Origin of the sequence: Pseudalkalibacillus sp. R45 (assembly GCF_052246725.1) — a bacterium.
GTDB lineage: Bacteria > Bacillota > Bacilli > Bacillales > Fictibacillaceae > Pseudalkalibacillus.
On sequence record NZ_JBQQCL010000008.1, the window covers coordinates 87472 to 112176 of the forward strand.

Consider the following 24705-nt stretch of genomic DNA (forward strand, 5'->3'; position numbering starts at 1 on the left):
GCACTTTTTAATGAGGCTTTTTGGTAAGCTTCCTTTCATTACATCAATATATGAATAACTAAGCCTTGGCTTTGCCTGGTTTTCTTAAACGGATCCGTTCTCACTAACCAGGTTTGCACTGATCGCTTGTTGCAGGTTACCTCTCACTTCTGCTTTATCTCTGAACGAGAGTCCTTCTTTCACCATCTTGCTGGCAATATCAGCGCGCATACCTGTAATGATCGCTTTACATCCCATCAATGAAATGCCATCTATGACTTTTAAAAGATGGTGCGTCACATCTGCTTCCATCTGTGCAACCCCAGAAAGATCGATGATCAAGGTCTCGATTCGCCCTCGGCTTACTTCTTCCAAAACTTTATCTTCTATCGTTTCCGAACGGGAATCATCAATGGCGCCAATCAATGGAAAAATGGCAGTGGATGTGTTGATCGGAATAATTTGGACAGATAAATTTTCCACTAATTTCTTTTCTCTTTCAAGCAATTTATCTTTGAACGTGGAATAACTGATAAAGAAATTGTTCAGGAAAAGGTCGATATGTTCATTGACTGTTCTTTCCGTTGAATAGAATTCTTCTCGACAATCGGATTTATTGAGTGATTTGTCGTATTGATAGAGGAAACTCCACAATGTTCTGCGGATTGCATGGACCCAGTCCAATTTAAACGTCAAGGTCATCGAATATTTTGCCCAGACGATTCCTTCTTGTTCCGCAAAAGCAATTAAGTCTGCAGTTTCTTGATTGACGACATATCCGATGAGTCTATGTGCATTTTCTACAAGATTGATGTTCCCGATCATCTGGATCTCTTCAATCTTATCTCTTACTTTATCGGCTTCCGTGAGTAAGTTTTCCTCAACTTCTTCTTTATGTTTCTCAAGGAATTCTGTAATTTCCTTTCCTTCTTGTAAAATCAAACTCAAAACAATCACCCTTTCCAATGAGAGAAGTTTGTTTTATATACCAAGCATAGTGATGTGTAAAAAGGATTGATTATATGTATCACTATAATATTTTTTATCTTACCAAAGTCTGAGAATTTCGTAAATAAAGAAGACTTTTGAATACATGTTTTGAGGGTACAGTTGAAACACTAACTACGTAAACTACACTTTCGGGAGGAATAGATTGTGCAAAATCAAATGAATCCAAATGGTTTCCAGCAACAGCAAGGAAACACGACTATGCAGCAGAATGTTAAACCATTCGCACCGCCTACTGGGAATATGCCGCAAAATCAAACCCAGCCTCAATCGGGAATGCAACAGAATCCTGCTCAACAGCAAAATCGGATGGCACCGAGTATGAATCATGGCGGACATGAGATGTTCGATAGCCATGAAGTTCTTTCTTCCATTATCGGTATGTTGGATCAGTATCTTATTTATGATCAATTCGTAAAGGATCAAGAGCTGCGGACTATTTTATATCGTCAGCATAGTTTCATCACCGACCTGTACAATACTATCGTTGAAGCCTTTTCGACCGGTCAAAAACCAACTCACTCTACTCGTGTTTATAAAATGCAGCAAAACAACGACACGGTGTATGGCCTGAGTCCCAGCCTACCGAAAAAGCCATTCACTTCAGCAAATCAAGTGAATGATGAAAGCCTGTCAGGATACATGCTCGGCCTGGCGAAGTCTACTTCTTCTTTATTAGCAATGACAGCTCTAGAAATGACGAACCCTGTATTAAGAAGAGTGATTGCGGACAGCGTGCCGAATTTTATTGAAATGGCGTATGAAATCTACCTGTATCAGAACAAACATCAATACTATCAAGTTCCTCAGCTTGCACAACAAGATATGGCACAAATGCTGCAAAGCTATGCACCTGCTCAAAACATGCAACCAAATCAGTACAGACAATAGTTTTTCAATAAGGAAGCTGGCCATCTCGGCCAGCTTTTTCATTATTTGGGTGGTTTTTGTGGGTATTGGAAGTGGTTTGAGCATGTTTCGCGGTCAACTTGAGCAATTTTGATGCTATCTTGAGCAATTTCGAGATCAGCTTGAGCAATTCGGTACGATCTTACTACGCTTAAAGCTTGCATCCTTCCAAAAAATTCCCCGCTCCAGCACAACAATCAAATCGCTTTTTCTGGTTCCTCCATGTCCATCGGTGTTGTGGAGTGGGTCAGATGTTCTTCAAGCTCGACCTCATAAATCTGTTTCTCATCATCTGTCCAGCCTAATTGTGCTGCCATTGATTCGATGACTGGCGTTTTCCACTTGAAAACCCATTCGATATCGAAAAAGAGTGCTCCGGTCCGGCGGATGAAGAAATCGATCGGTTTTGTCACCATTTCATCATCTATGCTGTATTGCAAAACAGCCCGTAAATACTTCGGCATTCCATCTCCATCTTCTAACCCTTTGTAGATTTCATAAATAGGACCAATGTTCGAGCCATAGCGTTGGACGAGAATTTCTGCCAGTTTTTCCTTCAGTCCCAGCTTTACTCCTTGTTCGACCTTCTCCTTTTTAAAAGTCTCAAATCCAGCTGAACCGCCGACATCACCACCTGAGATCGGCAAGTGCTTCGTTTTGCATCCAGGATATGTGCCAACTCCCTCTTCGCTCAATTGTTCTGCGACGAGGTTCACGATGCTGTCAGCCATTTTACGGTATCCTGTCAATTTCCCGCCTGCAATCGTGATCAAGCCGGAATTCGAAATGAAGATTTCATCTTTACGTGAAATCTCTGACGGGTCTTTTCCTTCCTCATGGATTAGCGGTCGCAATCCTGCCCAGCTTGACTCCACATCCTCGGCTGTTATTTTTAAGTCAGGGAACATGAAGTCGATCGCGCCTAACACGTACTCGCGGTCTTCATTTGTCATTCTTGGTTTTGCGATGTCTTCGTCGTACGTTGTATCGGTCGTTCCTACATACGTCTTCCCATCTCTCGGAATCGCGAAAACCATCCGCCCATCAGGTGTATCGAAATAGATCGCCTGCTGCAAAGGAAAGCGCTCCTGGTCAAAGACGAGATGGATTCCTTTCGTCAAATGCAACGTCTTCCCTTCCTTCGACTTGTCGCGATCTCTCAATGTATCCACCCAAGGACCAGCTGCATTGATGATTTTTTTCGTACGGACCTTGTACGTTCCGCCACCAAGTTGATCCTTCAAGACAACCCCCATAACACGCCCGTCTTCATAGATGAAATCTTCCACTTTTACATAATTGGCTGCGTTGACGCCATGTTCAACTGCTTTCTTGAGAACTTCGATCGTAAGGCGGGCATCGTCGGTACGGTATTCGACGTAATAGCCGCCTCCCTTTAAGCTTTCCTTTTTCAAAGTCGGTTCTTTCTCAAGCGTTTCAGCAGCACTCAGCATTTTCCTTCGTTCGCTTCGTTTCACCCCTGCTAAAAAATCATAAACCCGCAGGCCGATCGAGGTGCTGAATTTTCCGAACGTCCCGCCTTTATAAATCGGCAGCAGCATCCATTCCGGTGTCGTGACATGGGGTCCGTTCTCATAGACGATTGCACGTTCTTTACCGACTTCAGCAACCATCTTGATTTCAAATTGCTTTAGATACCGAAGCCCACCGTGCACCAATTTTGTTGAGCGGCTGGACGTTCCCGCGGCAAAATCCTGCATGTCGACAAGGGCTGTTTTTATGCCGCGTGTTGCAGCGTCCAGTGCTACACCGGCACCTGTAATACCTCCTCCGACAACGAACACATCATATTCTTCTTGTTCCATGGCTTCTAATTTCTCTATTCTGTCTCTGCTTGAAAATGAAGGTTTCATCCTCTGCACTCCTTTTTAGTTGGGTCTGTTATGCTTATTTGATTATCATTTATAGGTTTGTTAAATAATGATGTTGATTTAAGGCTAAGTTTGATTAAAGCGTACTTCACGCCACTCCTTTGAGAAAAGCGAGTCAGGCAAAACCCCATAGCCATGTTTTCAGTTAACGGACACAAGCGCTGTTATTTAAAGGTAAAATCGGTGTTTCTGAAATTTAACGGACACCACAGCCGTTATTTGTGAACAAAGCAGCTGATTTTCTATGGTATTTACGAAATAAGGTCCCTGGTGTCCGTTAAGTTTGTAATTTTCCCTTAAATTGGCCAAATAAGGCCTCCTGTGTCCGTTAGCGGTTTGGTCAACTTGGGTACCACCAGGATAGAGGGTGGCTTGCAGATCGCTCGTGGAAAGGGAGTGAATTCCACAATCCTCAGAACGCTTTATCTTTCGAGTTTCCATCTTTACTATAGGTATTGACGTTTTCTGGTTTTTATTTAAAGAAAACTTAACGAAGTCCAGCCGAAGGCGCAGACTTGAGCCATAGTTACCCTTATACTGAAGAAAGTATTTGCTTTAACTGAAACAAAAAGAGACCACAACTCCCCTTTAAGTACCATCGTTTGGCTTATAGGGTGTTGCGGTCTCTCCATTTCTCCGACCAGAATATTAACTTGGTTTCATCGTATCATAATTTTCACTTGAATGCCATAGTTGCGTGGACTGCTTTTTTCCAGCCTTCATAAAGCGAGTCGCGTTCTTCTTCACCCATTTTATTCGTGAAGGTGTGATCCACTTTCCATTGCTTCGCGATCTCAGAACGATCCTTCCAATACCCGACGGCAAGCCCTGCAAGATATGCCGCTCCGAGAGCTGTCGTTTCGTTCACGACGGGACGTTCAACAGGTACACCCAATACGTCACTCTGGAATTGGGAGAGGAAATTGTTCTTCACAGCGCCTCCGTCTACGCGTAACGCTTTCAATGAAATACCAGAATCAGCTTCCATCGCGGTTAGTACATCCTTTGTCTGATACGCCAGGGATTCAAGCGTCGCTCTAACAAAATGCTCTTTAGACGTCCCTCGAGTGATACCGAAGACGGCGCCTCTTACATCGCTGTCCCAATACGGTGTGCCAAGTCCGACGAAGGCAGGAACGACATAGACACCATCCGTTGATTCCACGCGCTCAGCATATTTTTCACTGTCAGCAGCGTCCTTGAACATCCTCAACCCATCACGGAGCCATTGGACTGCTGATCCGGCAACGAAAATGCTTCCTTCAAGGGCATATTCGACCTTTCCATCGATTCCCCAGGCGATCGTCGTCAACAGCCCGTGATCAGATGTGACAGCTTTTTCCCCAGTATTCATCAGCATGAAACAGCCTGTCCCGTAAGTGTTCTTGGCCATTCCTTCTTCGTAGCACGCTTGCCCGAACAACGCCGCTTGCTGGTCACCTGCGACACCAGCGATCGGGATTGATTGACCGAAGAAATGATGTTCCACCGTATGACCGTAAATTTCAGACGATGGCTTGACCTCTGGAAGCATCGACCTCGGCACTTCAAGAATGTCGAGCAATTCGTCATCCCATTTCAGCTCGTGGATGTTAAACATCAAGGTTCGCGATGCATTGGAATAATCCGTCACATGCGCTTTACCGCCTGTCATTTTCCAGATCAACCATGAATCGATCGTCCCGAACATCAAGTCGCCGGCTTCCGCTTTTTCACGTACACCTTCAACGTTATCAAGGATCCACTTCACCTTAGTCCCTGAAAAATAGGCGTCGATCAAGAGGCCAGTCTTTTTTCTGAATGTCTCATTGTAGCCTTTTGATTTCAGTTCATCACAAATGCCAGCTGTCTGACGGGATTGCCAGACGATTGCGTTATAGACCGGCTTCTCTGTGTTTTTATCCCAAACGACAGTCGTTTCCCGTTGGTTCGTGATACCGATGCCGGCAATCTGTTCAGGCTTCGTATCAGTTTCGGATAAAACTTGTGCGATGACGGCGAGGACCGATCCCCAGATTTCGTTGGCATTATGTTCCACCCAGCCGGACTTTGGAAAGTGCTGCGTGAATTCTTTTTGAGAAGTATGGACGATTTCGCCTTCCTTGTTGAAAAGAATGGCACGTGTACTTGTCGTTCCCTGGTCTAGTGATAGAATGTATTTTTCCATGTCATCTTCCTCCCCTTATTGAATGGTTTCTTTAAGTCTTGCTGGAGATGCTTTCTCTTTCACTGGTATTTCTTTTTCACTTGTCATGTAAGCAGCTGATAACACGAGTAAAATCATGGCGCCTACGATCCAGAAGGCTGGCGAATCGATACCCAGGAACATTTTTTTATAAAACAGGGCGCCGAATACCCCGCCTAAGATCGGACCGACGACTGGAATCCATGCATACCCCCAGTCTGATGACCCTTTCCCGACAATCGGTAATACAAAATGTGCGATTCTCGGTCCTAAGTCACGAGCTGGATTAATTGCATAACCCGTCGTACCGCCAAGAGACATTCCGATAGCGACGATCAAAAATCCAACAATCAACGGATTCAGGCCTTCAGTGAATTCATTCGCCCCGATCGCTAGCAATCCGAGCAAAAGGACAAAAGTCCCGATGACCTCACTTAATAGATTCGAAAAAGAATGTCTGATTGCAGGGTCTGTTGAAAAGACAGCCCGTTTCAATTCTGGTTCTTCCGTTTCTCTCCAATGCGGCAGGTAATGGAAGTAAACAATGACCGCTCCAAGGAAAGCTCCAATCATCTGAGCTGTGATGTATTTCGGTACTTGAGCCCATGGGAACTCCCCGATTGATGCAAGACCGAGTGTAACAGCAGGATTGATATGTGCCCCGCTGATTCCACCCACTGCGTAGACGGCAACTGCCACCGCAAGCCCCCATCCCATTGTAATGACGATCCAGCCTGAATCCTGTGCCTTTGTCTTCTTTAATACGACACCGCCTACTACGCCCCCTCCTAAAATAATCAAAATCATCGTTCCTATGATCTCTGCCATGAACGTCGACATAACCATTCCTCCTGTGGTTGTAATGAAAATCTTTTCAAACTATTCCTCCTGTGGTTGTGATGAAAACCTTTTCAGAAAATTGCTTCGTTCAGGTGGATCATTTGCGCAAAATGATCTAACTATGTGTTCGTCACGAACAGAGAAATTTTGACAATAACAAAAGTGCTGCATATAAATACCTGTTTTTCTAGTTCAGGGTAAAGAAAACCTGGCAAAACCTAGCGTTAGCGAAGACAATATTTGCACTTATACTGAAGAAAGTATTAATACTTTCTTTAAGTCAAAAGAAAAAATCCACACGAATCTTCCCATTCATGAAATGGGTGATACGTGTGGATCTCCTATTCTCCGTCACATGACTATTAACTTGTCCACTAGGTTACATGATGCTGAAAACGCTGTCAATCTCAGTTTCCATTACATTTACATTACAAAAAGTTTCCATAGCTCCGTCCTCGAGGTCGTAACCGCTGTCGCACCAGCATCCAGGGCCCTTTCTACATCATCGATCGTCCTGATCAAACCACCTGCAAAAATGGGGATTCCTGTATTTTCATGAACCTCAGAAATGATTGGCGGCATGATGCCCGGAAGGACTTCAATATAGTCCGGCTTCGTTTTTTCAAGCAATGAATAGCTTTTTTTCAAGGCACTTGAGTCGAGGAGAAACAGCCTTTGGATCGCGAGCAGCCCTTTTTTCTTCGCCGTCATAATGACACTCGCTCTCGTTGAAATAAGCCCATCCACTTTGAATTCCTGTGCAAGGAATTCAGCGGCATGGTCGTCATTTTTCAAACCCTGGATCAGGTCGACATGGACAAGCAATTTCTTCCCATGGCGCTTAGCTGTCTGAGAGAGACTCTTCAATTGGCCGATGTGACTATCCAACAGCACAAGATATTGATAATTGCTTTCCAATAATTTCTCAAAATCCTTCATATTACGGATTGCAGGAAGGATTTTCTGATTGATCGCCATGCGTTCCACCCCTTTTTTAGATGATTCCATTTTAGACATTGAAACGGAAAAATACAATTGTGAACAAACTCTCCTATTCCATTAGTAGTACACTCCTGTAGGTCCTTCAAATAAACCTGATAGGCTGTTGTCAGTATTTGCAGGTATATGTAAAGGAGACAGTGATTTACTGGAGAAAAATGCTGTAAATACAATTTTCAGGGGAGGATTCATTTTGAAAAAGCGAAGTCTTCTAACTGCGTTAAGTCTAACATTGCTCGCAGGACAGCTCCTTGTGACAAGCGGTGGAAATGCAGCACAATCCACTGGCTCGATAGATGAAAAACAACATTCCATTGTGGAAGATGTCCGTGATGCTGCGGATCAGGTTTTACCGACAGAAGTCCAGCTTGGTACGGCAGATACACTCATCAACAATGCTGGGGCTGGAACGAAGATTGAATGGAACAGCCTCTTCGGGACTCCCTCTACAATCATAAAAGAAAAGGGCTATCTAACGGAGGGTTCGAACGAGGATGCAGAAACCGTAGCACGTAACTGGTTGAAAGAGAATGCGTCCCTTTTCGGTCTATCTGCAGGAGATATTGATACGCTGAATGTGATCCGTGACTATACGATGAAAGACACAGGACTCCACCCGGTGACATTCCAGCAGACGTTTGATGGAATCGAATCGGTTTACGGCGGACGGATCATTATCGCTGTCAATAAAGATGGTAAAATTTTATCGGTTACAGGCAATGCGAGCCGATCGAAATCGATTGCTGGAGACTTCGTCCTTTCTTCAGCCGAGGCGTTGAATAAAGCGGTCGAACTTGAAACAGGAGACTTAGAGTACAAACCTGAATCTCTTGGAACGGAACACGGCTGGGACGTTTTCGATGGCGGTGACGTCCTTCCTGCAAAACAACGGGTTAAAAAAGCTACATTTGTTACGGCTGATGGCGTCCGCCCAGCTTACCGTGTCCTTTTCATTGAAGAGCTGAATGAAGGGTACGAGCTTGTTATTGATGCGGAAACAGGTGAACAGCTTTATAAACGTTCCCTTGTCGACTATTTGCTAGAACCAGAGGGATTGATTTTTGAAAATTATCCAGGAGCAGCCCAGGGTGGCAACCAAGTTGTCAAATCGTTCAAAGGAGATCCGGATGCCTCTCCGCAAGGCTGGCTCCTTCCGGGAACAGATCTCGGTGTGACGACATTTGGAAACAACGCGAATTCATTTGCAAACTGGAGTAACTTCCTGGTTCCTGCCGACCAGGCAGTACGACCGGTAGCACCGACTGGCGAATTCAGTTTTACTTTTAAAAATTCATGGCAGGAAACCGATGGCCAGACCGTTCCTCCATCTTACGCTGATGACCTCAACAGTGCAGCGACCAACTTGTTTTACCATCATAACCTGTTCCATGATTATTTTTACAATCTAGGATGGGTTGAAGAGGCAGGTAACATGCAATATTCGAACTTTGGAAAAGGCGGTATCGATGGAGATGCGATCCTCGGACTCGTCCAGGCTGGAGCTGTGTCCGGTGGTGCACCGACTTACACAGGTCGGGACAATGCCTACATGCTGACATTGCCGGATGGAATTCCTGCATGGAGCGGAATGTTCCTATGGGAACCGATCGCCGGTGCTTTTGAAGGAGAATATGCAGATGGGGACTTTGATGCAGGGATCATCTATCACGAATACTCCCATGCGTTGTCGAATCGTCTCGTAGCTGGTGGTGAAGCGCTCGGCAGCCACCAATCCGGTTCCATGGGCGAAGGCTGGGGCGACTGGTACGGCATGCACTACCTTGTTAAAAATGGCTTGCAGGAGAAACCTGTCGTCGGCGCTTATGTGACTGGCAACGAGGAGCGTGGGATCCGCAGCTATTCCCTTGACGAAGCTCCTTACAATTACGGAGATGTCGGGTATGACATTGTCGGTCCTGAGGTCCACTCTGACGGGGACATTTGGGCAGCGATCTTATGGCATATGAGAGAAGAATTGATTGAACGATACGGCAAAGAAAAGGGTGAATCCGTTGCAGAACACCTGGTCATTGACGCGATGCCGATCTCTGTACCGGATCCGTCGATGAAGGATATGCGGACAGCGATCATTGCCGCAGATTTCGAGCGTTATGATGGCGAGCATTATGATGCATTGTGGACTGCTTTCGCACAACGAGGGCTAGGTGCTGACGCTCAATCAAAGGGCGGAGATGATACAGATCCAGTTCCTGCATTCAATCACCCGGATGGCGAGCGTAACGGGCAGCTTGTCGGTAAAGTGATCAATGCATCTACGAATCAACCAATCTCGGATGCTCGCATCATGATTGGGGAGTTCGAGGCACGCACAACCCCTGTCTCCATTACAAATGAAAAAGCTGGTTTTGCCACGTATATGGTAGGAGGAACCTATGACATCACCATCCAGGCGAAAGGGTTCGGTTCACGTACAATTCGTGATGTCGAAATCAAGCCAGGCGAGAAAAATCGATTAGCGTTCGAATTATCGCCGAACGTTGCATCCTCCTTCAATGGTGCGGCGATCGACAGTGTGTCTGGAGAATCCGACAGCAATCCTGTCAAACTCGCAATCGATGATACAGAAGCGAGTGTTTACGCATCAGATACACAGGAAAATGGATTCAAAGGTTCAGAGTTTGTCGTTGATTTGGCTGGAGATAAAGCAGTCGATGTCTCCCATATACAGGTGAGTGCGGCGAAGGATGTTTCAGCAAACCGATTCGCAACCTTGAAAAATTTCAGCGTACAGGCTTCTGTCGATGGTGAAAACTGGACGACCGTAGTCCGGGATGCATTCGATGTTCAAAAACCGAGACCGACTATCGCAGACTTGCATTACCGCGCATTCGATCTGGAAGAACCAATTCAGGCGAAATACCTGAAGTTTGTAGCACACAGTGCGCAAGACAATTCAAAAGGGTATGTCCAAGTCGCAGAGCTTCAAGCCTTCTCTGAAGGTAAAGCGAAAATCGAGCCGATCGTGGAGGAACCTACGGAACCATTTGTAGCTGAAGGAACGGTCCAAGCGGGTAATGCAGGGACTGGAATCGGCAGCCTTGCAGGGGTTCCTGCGACACTAGCTGTTACCGAAAATGAATTCGTAACCACGCAAAACCCTGAGCCTGCATCTCAGGGAGTAGATGGATATGTTGTTAGCCTGCCTGAAGAATTTAGTGACGGGATCCACAATTTCTTTCTGGAAGGCTCAAGTGAAAGTGATTATGATTACGACGTCTATTTCTACAATGGAAACTTCGAATTGATCGGCGGCGTTGCAACTGCTGGCGCCAACGAATCCGGCGTGATTCCAGGTGGAACCAAATACGTTTACGTCGGCCTCTACTCCGGGGCAAATGTACCATTCACATTTACAGCAACAAGCCCGTACTAAATGTGTTGGAAAAATCGGCTTCCGAAGGTTAGATTTCTTCGGGCCGCTTTTTTCCTTTTAAGCACTGATAGATCCCCCGCTTTTTCGGACGATTCATAAGCCTCCACACAGGTTCCTCCCTGCGTGTTTTCGTCTGGATCGCATTCCAGCATGAGTTAACAAACAAAAACAATAGGGAAAGGAGGCGAATTCACGCCTCCCTCCTTTTTTTTTACTTATCCCATAGCCGCTCCAACTTGTGATCATTTTCCTCAAATGAAACTCGGTATACGTCCGGGTTGCTGAGCTGTTTCCATTCTTCAAAACCGTATGTATCATCGAAATACTTCAGCAGCAAGGTCATCAGATTGCCGTGCGTGACGAGGATGATATTTTGTTCTGTTCGCTCTTTCAGCTCTAAGATCAAAGTTTCTGCCCGGTCCATCACCTCCTGACTTGATTCCCCTCCAGGCAATTTCATCGACAAATCAACAAAAGAATGGCGTAATTTTTCAAGCCAATCATCATAATTTTCCGTGCTTAAAATTCGCTCAGATAGACGGTCATCTGTATCCACTGCCATCTTCAAAACTTTTGCCGTTGGTTCGATTGATTGTTGCGCTCGTGTGAATGGACTGGAAATGATCCGGTCAATCGGGATCGTTGAGAAGAATTCCGCGAGTTCCTCCGCCTGGTTGCGTCCTTTCTCTGTCAACGGGGCTTCAGGCGGCTGTCCCTCAGCTTTGCAATGTCTTACTATAAAGAGTTTTTTCATGGACCTAGTCTTCTCCTTTCATTCCGTCCTCAGGAGGCGGTGCATTCGGATCGCCGACCTCTACCTCAGTCTTATCTCCTGGTCCGCTACATCCAGTAATAATGATCAAACCGAGTGAAATCATACGGATTCTTTTCAAAATCTTCACTCCTTACCAACGAGTTTAACAGAAATCTCCGTGTCTCATAATTAATCCGGCCGCTTTCACTACGATTCCGGCCAAAACGGATGGTAATCCGGCCGGTTTAGAGCATAATCCGGCGGAATAGTACACTTTTACACTAATAGACACCTATTTCACCACAACAACATAATACCAAATCAATAAAAAAGCTTCTCTTTCACTAAAAAGAGAAGCCTCCGCTCAAGGTAATGGAACGAGTTGGTTTTGGACAGCGTAGATGATGGCCTGGGACCTGCTCTTCACGTTGATTTTTTTGAAAATCTTGCTGACATGGATTTTCACAGTCTTGTCGCTGATGAACAACCTCTCTCCGATCTCCTTGTTGCTTAGACCATCAACAAGACACATCAACACTTCTTTTTCCCGATCTGTCAGCTCCGATTTATCTGTTGTCTCATTCTTCTGGTTGTAATAGCCGAGGAGTTTTTTCGTCAAAGATGGATCGATGATGGATTCGCCCTTCGCTACAGTCCGGATCGCCTCGACGACTTGGACAGAAGGTGCGTCCTTCAACAGGTAGCCATCAGCCCCTTCACGGATCGCGGCCATGAAATATTCGTCCATGCTGTGCATCGTTAGAATCAAAACTTTGATGTTGGGATAATCTCTTTTAAAAATTGCAGTCAGTTCTACACCGTTTTTATCAGGAAGATTGATGTCGAGCAATACGACATCCGGTTTCATATCTTTGAGCACTTCAACGGCTTCGTTTCCGTTGACCGCTTCCCCGGCGACCTGGATGTCATCTTCCATTTCGAAAATATTTTTCAAGCCATCCCGTAAAACGGCGTGATCATCCACTAGCATGACGTTGATCATCTTCCATTCCTCCTTCGAACCCGAGCTTCGGGATCGTTAAATTGATTTCTGTACCTTTTCCTTCTTTACTATCAATCTGCAAGACAGCTTCAATTTTATCCGCCTGCTGGTTCATGCTCAGGATCCCGAAATGCGGGTCGTTCTTCGCCTTCACCATCGCGTCGAGCAATGAAAAACCGACTCCATTGTCTGTCACTTTAAGGAGTACGTGTTCCTTTTGATAACTGAGCAGTACATTGACTTTTGTAGCCTCTGCATGCTTGATGATGTTCTGGAGACTCTCCTGGAAAATATCGAACATGATTTTTTCCACCATTGGACTAAGATAAATCGGGTTCCCTCTTTCTTCATAGGTGATGTCAAGCCCAGTCTCCTGTTTGATGACATCGATTCGTTTTAAAACCGCTTGCGTCAATCCGACCCTTTCAGTTTCATAGGGTCTCAGCGCGTAGATCGATTGCCGGATTTCTTTGAGACTATGCCTAAGCTTGGTGAGACTATCTTTGACAAGATGGTGGGATTCAGGTGGTTTTTGTAAGAATTTCCGATCAGCCGTTTCGAGCTTCATGACAGCTCCTGCAAGGGACTGTGCGACCCCATCATGGATTTCGCGTGCTATCCGATTCCGCTCCTCCAAGACCGTCCGCTTTTCTTGTTCCATGATCAGCATCCTTGTTTTTATGACAACTGCAAGCTGGTTTGCCAGAGTCGCGATCGATTGGACATCCTCTTTGCGGAAGCTATTGTTTCGGGTCCTTCCAACAGCCAGCATACCGAGCAAATTACCATCAAGGACAATCGGTGCATAGACCATTGCTTTTATAGCATGATCAAAACAAACGGGAGTCAGCCCAGGATCTTTTTTTCGATTTTGAAAAACCATTGGTTCTTTAACGCCATCAAAATGGCGAACTTCCTCGGTACAATCTATTTTCCCTTTGGCTACTTGTCCGTGTTGAAACCGGACTTTCCATTCTCCATCTTCTTTTACCCACAAAATGCTCGCATCCGCTTCCACAAACTCATTCAAGCTTGTCCTGATGGATTCCACCCATTCCTTGGATGGCAGCAAGCGATTCAGTTCAGTCGAAATGTTGAACAGTGCATTCAAGCGATTCCGTTCCGATTGGATCCGTGCGATAAATGAGCTTAGCAGAGCAAGACCGATCAGAGGTGAGAAAAAGAAGAAATAGGAATAGACATCGACTACACTACCCCGGTTTTGATTTCCGAGATAAAGCATGACACCGATATAACTGATCGAGATGATTGCACTGACCGACTCTGATTTGAACTTCTTCATCCATAGTCGTAAAGGATATACTTGTGGTCTGATGAGCAAAACGAGATCGACTAGAATATTGTTGATTACAAAATAGAGAACGGTGATCATCACCATGGAAAGCAATGCAAAGGGTATGAATGGTTCGTCCGAGATGAATGTTCCATGTATGAAACGGGATATATAAATCGCTCCTATGAAGCTCAATACCAACTGGGAAGGGTTGAAAAACAAAATCCTCAGAGGACGTTTTTGGACGAAATTCACTGTCATTACGATTAGTGCATAGGTGATTACGACTGTTGGCAAGCCATACACGAGAAAAAATGTGAAGATGAGTGGAAAGCTTAGTGAGCTGTGCCCTTTCCAAACAGCCATTGGAAAGAATTCTGTTAAAAAGAGGAACAGCACGAAAAGCAGTAAGACCATAAGATTTCCTGGCAGGTCAGCCATATAGACGGAAAATCCGATAGCAACTACACCAAGAATCGAAATGAACGACACGAATAGATTCGCATATGTTTCCTTTTTTTGAAGCTGTAAATCAGTCCCCATTTCATCCCCCTTCGTTTATCGTAATTTTCTGTCACTTTTTATTTTACATTGAAACTATCAAACAATAAAGAATAACCATCTTTTTACAAGGAAAAGCGATAAGAATCCATTAAAATACCCGGAACTAGTAAAATGGTATTCCACTAACCAATTCCGGGTCCTATCCCACCAATAAGGGATTCGGTAGGACCCATTATCTCAAATCCCGTAATCATAACCAATTCAACCAAGGATTTAAATCCAACTAGTACCTTTGATATATGGAAGAATTTACTTGGTTTTGCTGGTTAATGGTCTGGGTACATATGTATCAAAGCAGTTCAAAGATAGAGAAAATGCTTTACTTAAAGCATCGTATAGTATTATGACCTCCCCCTCCCCTTGTCTGACCAACAAGGGGCTTTTTTTGTTTTGCTATCAGTTGGTTCGGACAGAGTTGCACTTTTTCCACCTTCTACTGTCTGAAGTTATCCCGTGTTCGGACAGGGTGACGCTTTTTCCACCCTTCTCCTGTACGAAGTTAACTCATGTTCGGACAGGGGCTCGACGTTTTCCACACTCTACTGTCCGAAGTTATCCCAAGTTCGGACAGGATGGCGCTTCTCCCACCTTCTCCTGTCCAAAGTTACCCCATGTTCGGACAGGGGCTCGCGTTTTCCACACTCTACTGTCCGAAGTTATCCCAAGTTCGGACAGGATGGCGCTTCTCCCACCTTCTCCTGTCCAAAGTTACCCCATAAAAAAAGAGGCGGGCCGCATCAATTTTGATGCTGGCGCCACCTCTGGGCATGCTATCAAGCAGGTACAGCTTTTGTTTCGAAGTAGGCATTGATGATCATCTTGATCGCCTCATCTGAAAGATTCAAGTGTTTGATATGAGAACCTGCAATCAATTTTTGTGTATTTTCATCTTCAAAGGTAATTGAACTCTTCAAGTATGCTGCAAATACTTCGATCATCCCATTAAGACGCAATTCTTCTTCACTAAGATCATGCTCCTCATCAATGTCTACGATCGATAGATTATTAATTTCTAGTGCCTGCTGAATCCAGGTCAAAATCGCAGCATTCGTCGGTGGATTCGGATTGGTGATGTTATAGACTTTACCAGGCTCCGCCGTCTCAAGTGCGTGCCCCAAAAGATCCGCTACATAATCCACCGGGACGAAGTTCGACGTACCTTCCATCGCACCTACCAGTCTGTAAAGTTGATGGCTGCGTCCTGCTCGGATGGTTCTTCTTTTAAAAATTTCAAGCGCACGCATGAAACCATAAAGTGTGAAAGCAGAGTCCGCTTCACCTGTCTTCGAGTCACCAACGATGATCGCTGGCCTGAAAATCGACACATCCAACCGATCACCGTAAGAGTTTACAAGATGCTCAGACTGGACTTTACTTTCTTCATACGGATTGTTGTATTCCTCGTTCTGATCGTAAAGCGCTTCAATTCCGAGCGTTCTTTTCCCTACTGTATAAGCAGTACTTACATAAAAGAACTTCCTCGCTCCCAATTTGGCAGCCAGATCAAGTATGTTCTTCGTGCCTTCATAATTGATTTTAAACAAGTCATCCCTTAACTCCTCTTCGAACTTGACGAGAGCAGCAAGATGATAGACGACATCGATTTTACCCGTCAAAGGCACCGTATCCTTCGAATCCAACCCACATTCAGGTGCGGTGATGTCTCCTTGTATAAGGTGGATCCTTTTCCTTTGTTCCTTCGTAAAGCCTGCTATTACCTTTTCAGCTCTCTTTATATTTCGAAATAGTAGATAAAGATGATGATCCGTGCCTTCAATCAAGTTCCGAATCAGTTTTCCCCCTAAAAAGCCGGTCGAACCAGTTAAAAATATGTTCAATCAATCTCACTCCTATGTTGATTCACTTACATCGAGGCTGCCTTGTCCATGTTTTTATCGAGAAAATCCAAAGACAGCCTGTTGAATTCTTTCGGTTTTTCTATATTGCACACATGCCCGCAATGATCGATGATGGATAACGAGGCATTCCGATCGCCAGCGATATCTTTACGTAAAAAGTTGATGAAAAAGTAATCTTCCTCTCCAGAAATATATAGCTTCGGTACATCCTTTGCGATCTGTTGAACGAACTGATACGAGTGGCCAACTTTATCGTTCAATGCAAAGTACGCCAGCAGATTTTTCCGGGTCATCTTTTTCGCCTCATTGATGAAAATCGAGCGCGATTGTGTATGGTTCTTATGGGGCATGAGTATTTTTGCAAATAGCGCATAAAGCCACATATGGGGAATGAACCTTTTTACGATTTCCCCTGTTGTAATCAATAGCTTCGACATGAAGTTGAAACGTGTGATCGCTCCAGCTAAAACGGCACTGCTCATCCGTTTCGGGTACTTTTTCATAAGGTGATGGATGATGATCGCCCCTAAGGATACCCCTACAAAATGCGCCTTTTTAATATGTAGATGGTCCATTACTTTAAAGATTTCATCCGTAATGAGATCGAATGATAATTCTGCTTCATATTCATGGACATCAGGTGAATTCCCGTGTCCAGGTAAGTGGATCGCAACCACGTTATAACGTTTCCGATAATCCTTAAGCTGCTTATAGAAGATATTGGAGTTCCCGCCGATGCCGTGGATCAAAACCACATGCTCTGCTCCCGCCTTCTTGAAAAGTTTAAATTCTAGCAATAGCCCTAGTCCCCTTCTATTTCTGCATATTCATCCATTATAGTCGAAATCGATCGATAATTGTTGTAGTTCATGAAATTATCAAAACTACCACCACATCCAAGTTTTTACTGCTGATGAAAAGCACCAGCCTCCAACTGGGAACTGGTGCTTTATTTACGCTCATTTATTCAAATGGATATATTCGCCTGGTCCGAGCGGCAAGCCTAGCATGTACCAAATGGCGAACAAGATTGTCCAGAAGATTGCAAATCCGATTGTATATGGTAAAAGCACCGAAATCAATGTCCCGACACCCATCTTAGGGTCATATTTCTTAGCAAACGTCAGCAAGATCGCAAAATACGGAAGCATTGGAGTCACGGCGTTCGTGATTGAATCTCCAATCCGATAACCCATCTGGGTGAAGGCCGGGCTGTAGTCGAGATACATGAACATCGGTACGAAAACCGGACCGAGCAATGCCCACTTGGCCGATGAACTGGCAATCAATAGATTCACGAGTGCACAGAACAAAATGAAGGCGACCAATAACGGCAGTCCTGTCATACCCGTGCTCTGAAGCAGATCGGCACCTTTGATGGCGATGATCGTTCCGAGGTTGCTCCAGTTGAAGTAGGTGATCATCTGGGCGGCGATAAATGCCAATACGATGTAGTAACCCATGCCTGCCATCGCTTTCGTCAAGTGCTCTGCGACATCTTTATCCGACTTGATCTCCTTTGCTCCAATTCCATAGAATAGTGCTGGCAGGAAAAAGAAGAACAACATGATGGGAACAATCCCGTTCATGAACGGCGAATCTTCAACTAAAGATTCTGTCTCGGCATTCCGTAGCAAGGCATTTTCGGGAATCGTCAAATAACATAAGAGTGCGATGAACAACGTTATCGATACCCCAGCCCAAACGAGACCTCTCCGTTCATGATCGGTAAGCTTCGATTTCGTCTCGACTTTCGCATTGAGTGTATATTCCCCAAGTCGTGGTTCAACGATTTTCGAGCAGACGAAAACTGCTACAGGAACGAGCACAAACGTCGACGCGATCAAGAAGTAATAGTTCATGGCTGGATTCGCCTCATAATTTTTATCAACAATCTGGGCGCTTGACTCTGTAAATCCAGCAAGCAGCACATCAAGCATACTTAAGATCAAGTTGGCACTGAAACCACCCGCTACTGACGCGTAACCGAGAGCAAGTCCGGCAATCGGATGACGGCCCATCGTCATGAAAACGAGTGCTGCAATTGGCGGAAGTACAATCAATGCTGCATCTGCTGCAGCATTTCCGAAAATCCCGATGAATACGATGATCGGTAAAATCAAAACCTTCGGTGATGCAAGGACAACTTTCCGCATGAAGGCAGAAACGAGTCCGGTCGATTCAGCCAACCCTACCCCGAGCATGACGACAAGCACCAAACCTAATGGTGGAAAAGCCATGAAGTTGTTGACCATCTCGGTGAGAATCCGGACGATCCCTTGACCGTCCAATAGATTCACTGCCGTAACCGTCTTGCCATCAGCTGGATTTTCAGCACTCCATCCCAGTTTTCCGGCAATAAATGATGCCAGTAGAATCATTCCGGTGAAAATGGCAAACAACGTCAAGACATCCGGAAGCTTATTCCCGGACCTCTCAACCCAATCGAGGAATTTGTTAAAAAGACCTCTCTTGTTCGTCTGTGCATGTTTGTTTTCAAGTTGTCCCTCTGGAACATTCATACAAATCCCTCCCCTAATGTGTGCCACGAATATGATGGCGAAAATTGTCCAGACGTTGTTTTGTCTGAATATTTTGTATTATTGTAAAGACGTATTCGTTGAAAAGGGGTGGGGTATGGACGTTTGGCCTAAAAAACCATTGGAAAAGCGCCAAAAAAGAAATCGAGGTATGATAGGAAGAATTATTTTCAAAACAAAAGGCTGTTTTCGCAAACTTTGTTGCTCTTGAAAGTCATTGATTTCCGCTCCAGGATGCTCGCTTTCCGCGGGGCGTGCGGTGAGCCCACTCGTCGCCTTGCGACATTGAATGGTCTCACCTGTCCCGCTGATCCCGCAGGAGTCTCGCACCTTGCTCTCCAATCAACTTGCACAAGGTGAGTTTTTTAAAATGACTCAAAAACAACAATCTTTTAGAAAAGAGCCAAACAAAAAGATGACCCATTGAGGATCATCTCTCAAACTTACCGATATCGCTTAACTCCTATGTAACGGTCCTTCCAATAAGAGCTGTCGAGGTCACTTTCTGTTACGCCTTCCGATGATGAAGCATGCATGAATTTCTCTTTTCCGATGTAGACGCCTGCATGGCTTGGTCCATCGCCTTCCAGATCAAAAAACACAATATCTCCGATGGCTGGAGAGCTGACTTCTTTTCCATCCTCATACATTTGAGCGACGGTACGGTCAAGCTCGACCCCTACACCCTCGTCAAAAATGTATTGAAGATAACCGCTGCAGTCGAATCCATCTGGTGATTCACCGCCCCACTCGTAAGGTGTACCCTCATATTTTTTCGCTGTATCGACAATCGCTTCTTTACTGAAAATCCCCAGCGCTTTGTAAGTCTCTTTTCCAGTGATCCCATCGGCCGCAAGTCCCTTGGCGTTCTGGAACTCCTTCACAGCTTCTGTCGTGTAATCGCCGTAATACTCCGTTGTTTTGTTGTAATCAAAGTACCCTTTTTCATCTAAGATTTCTTGAAGTTCTTGTACGTCTGAATGCTCCATTGTAGGTTTCAATGTCTGGTCTCCAAGTGCTGCATGTCCGACGATTGGATTGAATGCCACAACTCCTGCCAATGCTAACCCTGCTGTTAATTTTTTCAACCTTACATCTCCCTTATGTCAAGTTTCGTACCTGTCCAATATTACCAGTTGAATATGACACAGCGATTTTAAAAAAATTACATCAGAATAACAATTTGTAGGAAAGGAGTTGGATTCCTCCAACGAGAAGTCTATATTGAAGATGTATCCCACTCATACATAAGACTCAGATAGGAGATCGATCATGAAACGAAAACGCGCTATCGTCACAGGGACCTCGAGCGGATTCGGCATGCTGTTTGCAATCGAACTGGCAAGGGCTGGATTCGAGGTCATTAGTACAATGAGAAATTTAGAGAAAGTTGAACCTCTTTTAGAATTGGCAGCGGAATATCAAGTGGCGGATTTGATTCATCCCTATCAACTTGATGTCACATCTGCTGAATCCATTCGCCGGTTGGAGGATTCCCTTTCAACGTTTGAGCGTATCGATGTACTGGTGAATAATGCAGGTTTTGCAGCAGGCGGGTTTTGTGAAGAACTGTCCATAGAGGACTATCGATTCCAGTTTGAAACGAACGTCTTCGGTTTGATCGAGGTCACACAAACGGTACTGCCATACATGCGGAAAAACCAGAGCGGACGTATCATCAATATCAGCAGCATCAGTGGAAGATTCGGTTTTCCGGGCTTATCTCCATATGCAGCATCAAAGCATGCTCTTGAAGGATTCAGCGAAAGTCTCCGTCTTGAACTGAAGCCCCACGGCATCGATGTCGTGCTCATTGAACCAGGCTCCTATAAAACGAATATTTGGTCTGCACTCGATGACATACCACTTGATCCGAGGTCTCCCTATCATCCGTATTTAGAAGCGATCATGGAGAACATCAACCGCGATAAGGACTCACAGGGAAATCCGCTGGAAGTCGCTGAGCTAGTTTCTCGTCTCTCAACCCAAAAGAAAACACCGAAACTCCGATATCCCATTGGTAAAGGTGTGAAAATGAATCTATTTTTAAAGACGATCCTTCCGTGGAAAACATTGGAGCGAATCATTTTAACCAAGCTGTTGAAGTAGATTTATTGTTTACTTGAACTCGTACAGATTTCGTCCTGCATCATCTTCTGTTGATGGACTAATTCGAGGAACAATTCTACGTCCTTTTTCGTCCTGAGGATGATCACTTGTTTCTCACGTTCAAATTTCTCAAGCCTTTTTAACAATTGTGGCCGTCGTGACTTGGTGAAGTTCCAAACATACCTCAAGAATTCCAGGTCAAGTTTCTCGGGGCACCCCTCACCCATATCCACTCTCGTTTTCTTGTGGTTTATGATTCTTCTTTTTATGACCCGATAAATGCATGTCAGCCGAGGCATATCCAGAAACACAATCGTGTCTGCGGCCTGTAGCCGTACATCCATCGTCGCCCCGTAATTTCCGTCAAAAATCCAGCGATCCTTTTTCACAAGTTGTTCCTGCTTTTTCTTCAGCTCTTCCCTCGGTGTTTCAACCCAGCCTGGCTGCCAATTCAAGCGATCCAAATGGATGACTTCGATCGTAAGGATTTCCCCGATCTTTCTGGATAACGTCGATTTTCCGGCACCACCACAGCCGACAATCGCAATTCTTTTCACTCGTACGACCTCCTTTACCCCAGTAGGCTACGACAATAATGGAATTTAATGTTAATATAATAGTAGATAAACTGCAACATATATTTATTTGGGTTTAAATAAATATATGACTGTGCAGGAAGGGGCGATCTCATGGGTTGGTTTTTCGGTTTTCTTGGTGCTTTGCTTGCCTTTGCGGGTATCATTGATTGGAGACGGAAGAAAAATAAAAATACATCACAGCATTCAATGAATCCTAATGCAAAATCGGGTGAAAGTTCGAACTACGTCATGGGGGACAACCGTTACTCCAGTGGCAGCGGCGGTGGACTGGGCGGCGGTGACAACTGATCTGAACTATGATAAACAGGCTGATCCAAAACAAAAGAAGAGTGTCTGACACCTCCAACATAACATTTTGTATCATAAACACAATTTCTCTCAAAATGTTATTAAGTTCGGAGAGTCAGACACTTATAGGTCAGCCTCATTTAAAATCCATAGTTTTGATCACGGTCCGTCAGAGGAATGTCATCATATTCATCAGCATTGATTTCGTAGACATCACCAGAAGCTACACCATTAATGATTCCAAAAAGGCCTGTTTCAACGGCATTCACTAGCTGTCCTCTCTTTTTCTGGCCAAAGCTTTGGGTCTGACCCGTCACTTCAAAAAGCACAGCCCCACTGCCATTCAAGGCAAAAGAGCCGAGTGCAGTTCCAGGAAGATCAAGTCCTTGAGGATAAAGTGAAATATTTCCGAAAGGCGAATTTCCCATTTGTTGAAGAGCATCATAAGCAGCAACATTCAATTGTTTTGAAAACTCTCCATCATATTGATCTGCATATTCACTATATTTCTCACCTTCCGAACTATTAGGATCAGGGATGAATTCGCCTGAAATGGAAAGGGTTACTGGTTCTCCGCTTCCTTCAATCGTGTAGACTCCTTGGTGATGGAGGTCGACAAACACATCTACTTTTCCAAAATCCTCGATTAAACTTTTATATACGTCCCTTACAGATTGTGCTTCAGGTGTAATGTACCACCCTGGCATAGATGAATTCCCCGGAAAATCCTCTGCTTGAGGGGTATAGTCAAGATCAGGGTTAAAATCACGATTGACATCAAACCCTGGATTAGAGGCATAGTCCCAATATTCGTTTTGATAGGTGTAATAATTCCACGATGGTTCTACACCACTCAATTGAGGGAAATCTTCAACAACCTCATTCCACGATAAATCGTTTCCTCTTCGATTCAGTTCTGTAGCATCTGGATTGACCATCGGCATCGCTACTATAGTAACTTCCTCCCTGATTTCCTTTGCTTCTGGGGAGTTATTTGAACCAAGATATTGAAGGATATTCAACAATGCTGCAGTGCCTGTTTTTTCGTTTCCATGAATTTCACTTTGAAGTAATAATACTTTATCGCCTGTTCCCACCGTTGCAGTATAAATTTCACGTTCCTGATTGGAATAGCCAGCAACTTCGACATCCACTCGACCATCACTGCTATTCTCAATCTGCCCTAACCTTTCACTTAATTCTTCATGACTTATGAACCCTGATATAGCATAATTTTGGGTTTCTGGAGTTCCTGAGCCTTTGGTTTGTGCATCTCCATGGACCGGACTGAGTAATCCAACTGACAATACGAGCGAGCTGAATACCATAATAAACTTGTTCCTTTTTAACATCGAATCCCTCCCAAACATTTTCTATCTTTTTTTACATTCTTTTTCATATTTCGATCTCCTTTTTATTACGATAAAACACAACATTCGTCATGCCTTGAAAATGAGGACTAGGACGTTTTGAACGAGTGATAAGTCATACATAATTGACATGCAATTAAATTGTTGCATATAATGAATACATGGAAAAGGTTTTCAAGGCGCTTGCCGATTCAAGCAGACGAAGGTTACTAGACCAGTTATACAGAACAAACGGCCAGACCCTAAGTGAATTGTGCGGGTATCTGGATATGTCCCGCCAGGCTGTCACCCGGCATCTAAGCATTTTAGAAGATGCCAATCTTATTGTCGTGGTCTGGAAAGGACGGTCCAAGCTCCACTATTTGAATACAGAACCAATTTCTCAGATCTATGAACGATGGATTGGAAAGTTTGATCGTCATCGTATCGAAGCCCTGCAAGTATTTAAAAACGAATTGGAGGATGATGAAAGTGAGTAACCACACATTTGTCTATGCTACATATATTGCAACAACACCTGAAAAGCTATGGGAAGCACTAACCTCAGGTGAATTCACGAAAAAGTATTTCTTCGGGCGTGAAGTCCAATCGGATTGGGAAGAAGGAGCCGAAGTTAAATATCTCCGTGAAAATGATGAGCTTGATATCTATGGGAAGGTCATAAAATATGAATTACATAAAATACTGTCATTCACGTGGATCCATCCAGAAGATCCGAATGAACGAAGTCAACCAACAATCGTTACCTTCGAGCTGACACCGATGGATGACACTGTCAAGCTGACTTTGATCCATGAAAACCTACTTGAAGTAGACTATACCGAAGAAAGAGATACTTTCAGAGGATATAATAACGGCTGGCCAGCAATATTGAGCAATTTGAAAAGTTATCTCGAAACAGGGAAAACATTGCCAGCGGTTCATGCTTAATAATTGCATCACCCATTTAATTAAAGAAACAGAGGTTTTGAAAGCGATCCTTCAGTTTTGAATATTGAATATAACGGCTGTCCCAGGCAGCCGTTTTCTTATGCTTTAATAACAAAACAACGTACATAATCATAAACTTTTTGAAACTTATTTCACCCCTACCCTCTCTAATGTAGTGAAAGGAGGCAG

At 44.4% G+C, this 24705-nt stretch carries 22 protein-coding genes; 7 read left to right on the forward strand and 15 right to left on the reverse strand.

Annotated features, from left to right (window positions below):
• Positions 1-84: 84 nt before the first annotated feature.
• On the reverse strand, positions 85-927 hold the full coding sequence (locus ACTWQL_RS14855) for an STAS domain-containing protein (protein ID WP_443143215.1): 843 nt from the start codon (positions 925-927) through the stop codon (positions 85-87).
• A gap of 303 nt (positions 928-1230) precedes the next feature.
• Here ACTWQL_RS14855 and ACTWQL_RS14860 point away from each other — a divergent pair, with 303 nt between their 5' ends.
• Complete coding sequence (locus ACTWQL_RS14860; RefSeq protein WP_443143311.1) at positions 1231-1878, forward strand: spore coat protein; 648 nt, start codon at positions 1231-1233, stop codon at positions 1876-1878.
• A gap of 215 nt (positions 1879-2093) precedes the next feature.
• Here the strand turns inward: ACTWQL_RS14860 and ACTWQL_RS14865 are convergent, their stop codons facing one another.
• The 4 genes from ACTWQL_RS14865 to ACTWQL_RS14880 all read right to left on the reverse strand — a co-directional run bounded on the left by ACTWQL_RS14865 (position 2094) and on the right by ACTWQL_RS14880 (position 7791).
• On the reverse strand, positions 2094-3770 hold the full coding sequence (locus ACTWQL_RS14865) for an FAD-dependent oxidoreductase (protein WP_443143216.1): 1677 nt from the start codon (positions 3768-3770) through the stop codon (positions 2094-2096).
• A gap of 694 nt (positions 3771-4464) precedes the next feature.
• Positions 4465-5955 (reverse strand): glycerol kinase GlpK, encoded by a 1491-nt coding sequence (gene glpK / locus ACTWQL_RS14870; protein WP_443143217.1) that lies wholly within the window; start codon positions 5953-5955, stop codon positions 4465-4467.
• Between the two features lie 15 nt (positions 5956-5970).
• Positions 5971-6813: an MIP/aquaporin family protein gene (locus tag ACTWQL_RS14875; protein ID WP_443143218.1), complete on the reverse strand. Its 843-nt coding sequence runs from the start codon at positions 6811-6813 to the stop codon at positions 5971-5973.
• A gap of 423 nt (positions 6814-7236) precedes the next feature.
• Positions 7237-7791, reverse strand: a complete 555-nt coding sequence (locus tag ACTWQL_RS14880; protein ID WP_443143219.1) for a glycerol-3-phosphate responsive antiterminator — start codon at positions 7789-7791, stop codon at positions 7237-7239.
• 214 nt (positions 7792-8005) lie between these two features.
• On the opposite strand from ACTWQL_RS14880, the gene ACTWQL_RS14885 reads away from it, so the two are divergent.
• Entirely contained in the window at positions 8006-11206 is a 3201-nt protein-coding gene (locus tag ACTWQL_RS14885) for a M36 family metallopeptidase (protein WP_443143220.1), read from the forward strand.
• A 211-nt stretch (positions 11207-11417) separates the two neighbouring features.
• On the opposite strand, the gene ACTWQL_RS14890 is transcribed toward ACTWQL_RS14885, so the two are convergent.
• The 7 genes from ACTWQL_RS14890 to ACTWQL_RS14920 all read right to left on the reverse strand — a co-directional run bounded on the left by ACTWQL_RS14890 (position 11418) and on the right by ACTWQL_RS14920 (position 19202).
• On the reverse strand, positions 11418-11960 hold the full coding sequence (locus ACTWQL_RS14890) for a histidine phosphatase family protein (protein WP_443143221.1): 543 nt from the start codon (positions 11958-11960) through the stop codon (positions 11418-11420).
• Positions 11961-11964: 4 nt separating this feature from the next.
• Positions 11965-12099 (reverse strand): hypothetical protein, encoded by a 135-nt coding sequence (locus ACTWQL_RS14895; protein ID WP_443143222.1) that lies wholly within the window; start codon positions 12097-12099, stop codon positions 11965-11967.
• A gap of 225 nt (positions 12100-12324) precedes the next feature.
• Positions 12325-12963, reverse strand: coding sequence for a response regulator (locus ACTWQL_RS14900; RefSeq protein WP_443143223.1), 639 nt, complete (start codon positions 12961-12963; stop codon positions 12325-12327).
• Positions 12938-14800, reverse strand: coding sequence for a histidine kinase (locus ACTWQL_RS14905; protein WP_443143224.1), 1863 nt, complete (start codon positions 14798-14800; stop codon positions 12938-12940). The genes ACTWQL_RS14900 and ACTWQL_RS14905 overlap by 26 nt, the downstream gene beginning before the upstream one ends.
• A 794-nt stretch (positions 14801-15594) precedes the next feature.
• Positions 15595-16659 carry an SDR family oxidoreductase gene (locus ACTWQL_RS14910; protein ID WP_443143225.1) on the reverse strand — a complete coding sequence of 355 codons (1065 nt, stop codon included), beginning with the start codon at positions 16657-16659 and terminating at the stop codon, positions 15595-15597.
• A 26-nt stretch (positions 16660-16685) separates the two neighbouring features.
• Positions 16686-17477, reverse strand: a complete 792-nt coding sequence (locus ACTWQL_RS14915) for an alpha/beta fold hydrolase (RefSeq protein WP_443143226.1) — start codon at positions 17475-17477, stop codon at positions 16686-16688.
• A gap of 162 nt (positions 17478-17639) precedes the next feature.
• A complete protein-coding gene (locus ACTWQL_RS14920; RefSeq protein ID WP_443143227.1) occupies positions 17640-19202 on the reverse strand; it encodes an AbgT family transporter in 1563 nt (520 codons plus the stop codon).
• Between the two features lie 307 nt (positions 19203-19509).
• On the opposite strand from ACTWQL_RS14920, the gene ACTWQL_RS14925 reads away from it, so the two are divergent.
• Positions 19510-19647, forward strand: coding sequence for a hypothetical protein (locus ACTWQL_RS14925; RefSeq protein WP_443143228.1), 138 nt, complete (start codon positions 19510-19512; stop codon positions 19645-19647).
• 16 nt (positions 19648-19663) lie between these two features.
• Here ACTWQL_RS14925 and ACTWQL_RS14930 read toward each other — a convergent pair whose 3' ends face one another.
• Positions 19664-20308, reverse strand: coding sequence for a C40 family peptidase (locus tag ACTWQL_RS14930; protein ID WP_443143229.1), 645 nt, complete (start codon positions 20306-20308; stop codon positions 19664-19666).
• Positions 20309-20492: 184 nt separating this feature from the next.
• On the opposite strand from ACTWQL_RS14930, the gene ACTWQL_RS14935 reads away from it, so the two are divergent.
• Positions 20493-21329, forward strand: coding sequence for an oxidoreductase (locus ACTWQL_RS14935; RefSeq protein ID WP_443143230.1), 837 nt, complete (start codon positions 20493-20495; stop codon positions 21327-21329).
• Positions 21330-21331: 2 nt separating this feature from the next.
• Here the strand turns inward: ACTWQL_RS14935 and ACTWQL_RS14940 are convergent, their stop codons facing one another.
• Positions 21332-21886: a DNA topology modulation protein gene (locus tag ACTWQL_RS14940; protein ID WP_443143231.1), complete on the reverse strand. Its 555-nt coding sequence runs from the start codon at positions 21884-21886 to the stop codon at positions 21332-21334.
• 132 nt (positions 21887-22018) lie between these two features.
• Here ACTWQL_RS14940 and ACTWQL_RS14945 point away from each other — a divergent pair, with 132 nt between their 5' ends.
• Positions 22019-22216: a hypothetical protein gene (locus tag ACTWQL_RS14945; protein WP_443143232.1), complete on the forward strand. Its 198-nt coding sequence runs from the start codon at positions 22019-22021 to the stop codon at positions 22214-22216.
• A gap of 140 nt (positions 22217-22356) precedes the next feature.
• Here the strand turns inward: ACTWQL_RS14945 and ACTWQL_RS14950 are convergent, their stop codons facing one another.
• Positions 22357-23568 (reverse strand): M14 family zinc carboxypeptidase, encoded by a 1212-nt coding sequence (locus tag ACTWQL_RS14950; RefSeq protein WP_443143233.1) that lies wholly within the window; start codon positions 23566-23568, stop codon positions 22357-22359.
• Positions 23569-23747: 179 nt separating this feature from the next.
• Between ACTWQL_RS14950 and ACTWQL_RS14955 the strand changes: the two genes are divergently transcribed.
• On the forward strand, positions 23748-24065 hold the full coding sequence (locus ACTWQL_RS14955; RefSeq protein ID WP_443143234.1) for an ArsR/SmtB family transcription factor: 318 nt from the start codon (positions 23748-23750) through the stop codon (positions 24063-24065).
• Entirely contained in the window at positions 24058-24516 is a 459-nt protein-coding gene (locus ACTWQL_RS14960) for an SRPBCC family protein (protein WP_443143235.1), read from the forward strand. Before ACTWQL_RS14955 ends, ACTWQL_RS14960 begins: the two co-directional genes overlap by 8 nt.
• The last annotated feature ends 189 nt before the right edge of the window (positions 24517-24705 follow it).

What these genes read in the sequence shown, in the direction of transcription:
- ACTWQL_RS14875 (WP_443143218.1), bottom strand. Translation starts at nt 6,813, where the DNA reads ATGTCGACGTTCATGGCAGAGATCATAGGAACGATGATTTTGATTATT.
- ACTWQL_RS14860 (WP_443143311.1), top strand. Translation starts at nt 1,231, where the DNA reads ATGCCGCAAAATCAAACCCAGCCTCAATCGGGAATGCAACAGAATCCT.
- ACTWQL_RS14955 (WP_443143234.1), top strand. Translation starts at nt 23,748, where the DNA reads ATGGAAAAGGTTTTCAAGGCGCTTGCCGATTCAAGCAGACGAAGGTTA.
- ACTWQL_RS14935 (WP_443143230.1), top strand. Translation starts at nt 20,493, where the DNA reads ATGAAACGAAAACGCGCTATCGTCACAGGGACCTCGAGCGGATTCGGC.
- glpK (WP_443143217.1), bottom strand. Translation starts at nt 5,955, where the DNA reads ATGGAAAAATACATTCTATCACTAGACCAGGGAACGACAAGTACACGT.
- ACTWQL_RS14925 (WP_443143228.1), top strand. Translation starts at nt 19,510, where the DNA reads ATGGTCTCACCTGTCCCGCTGATCCCGCAGGAGTCTCGCACCTTGCTC.
- ACTWQL_RS14865 (WP_443143216.1), bottom strand. Translation starts at nt 3,770, where the DNA reads ATGAAACCTTCATTTTCAAGCAGAGACAGAATAGAGAAATTAGAAGCC.
- ACTWQL_RS14945 (WP_443143232.1), top strand. Translation starts at nt 22,019, where the DNA reads ATGGGTTGGTTTTTCGGTTTTCTTGGTGCTTTGCTTGCCTTTGCGGGT.
- ACTWQL_RS14920 (WP_443143227.1), bottom strand. Translation starts at nt 19,202, where the DNA reads ATGAATGTTCCAGAGGGACAACTTGAAAACAAACATGCACAGACGAAC.
- ACTWQL_RS14905 (WP_443143224.1), bottom strand. Translation starts at nt 14,800, where the DNA reads ATGGGGACTGATTTACAGCTTCAAAAAAAGGAAACATATGCGAATCTA.
- ACTWQL_RS14900 (WP_443143223.1), bottom strand. Translation starts at nt 12,963, where the DNA reads ATGATCAACGTCATGCTAGTGGATGATCACGCCGTTTTACGGGATGGC.
- ACTWQL_RS14890 (WP_443143221.1), bottom strand. Translation starts at nt 11,960, where the DNA reads ATGAAAAAACTCTTTATAGTAAGACATTGCAAAGCTGAGGGACAGCCG.
- ACTWQL_RS14880 (WP_443143219.1), bottom strand. Translation starts at nt 7,791, where the DNA reads ATGGCGATCAATCAGAAAATCCTTCCTGCAATCCGTAATATGAAGGAT.
- ACTWQL_RS14950 (WP_443143233.1), bottom strand. Translation starts at nt 23,568, where the DNA reads ATGTTAAAAAGGAACAAGTTTATTATGGTATTCAGCTCGCTCGTATTG.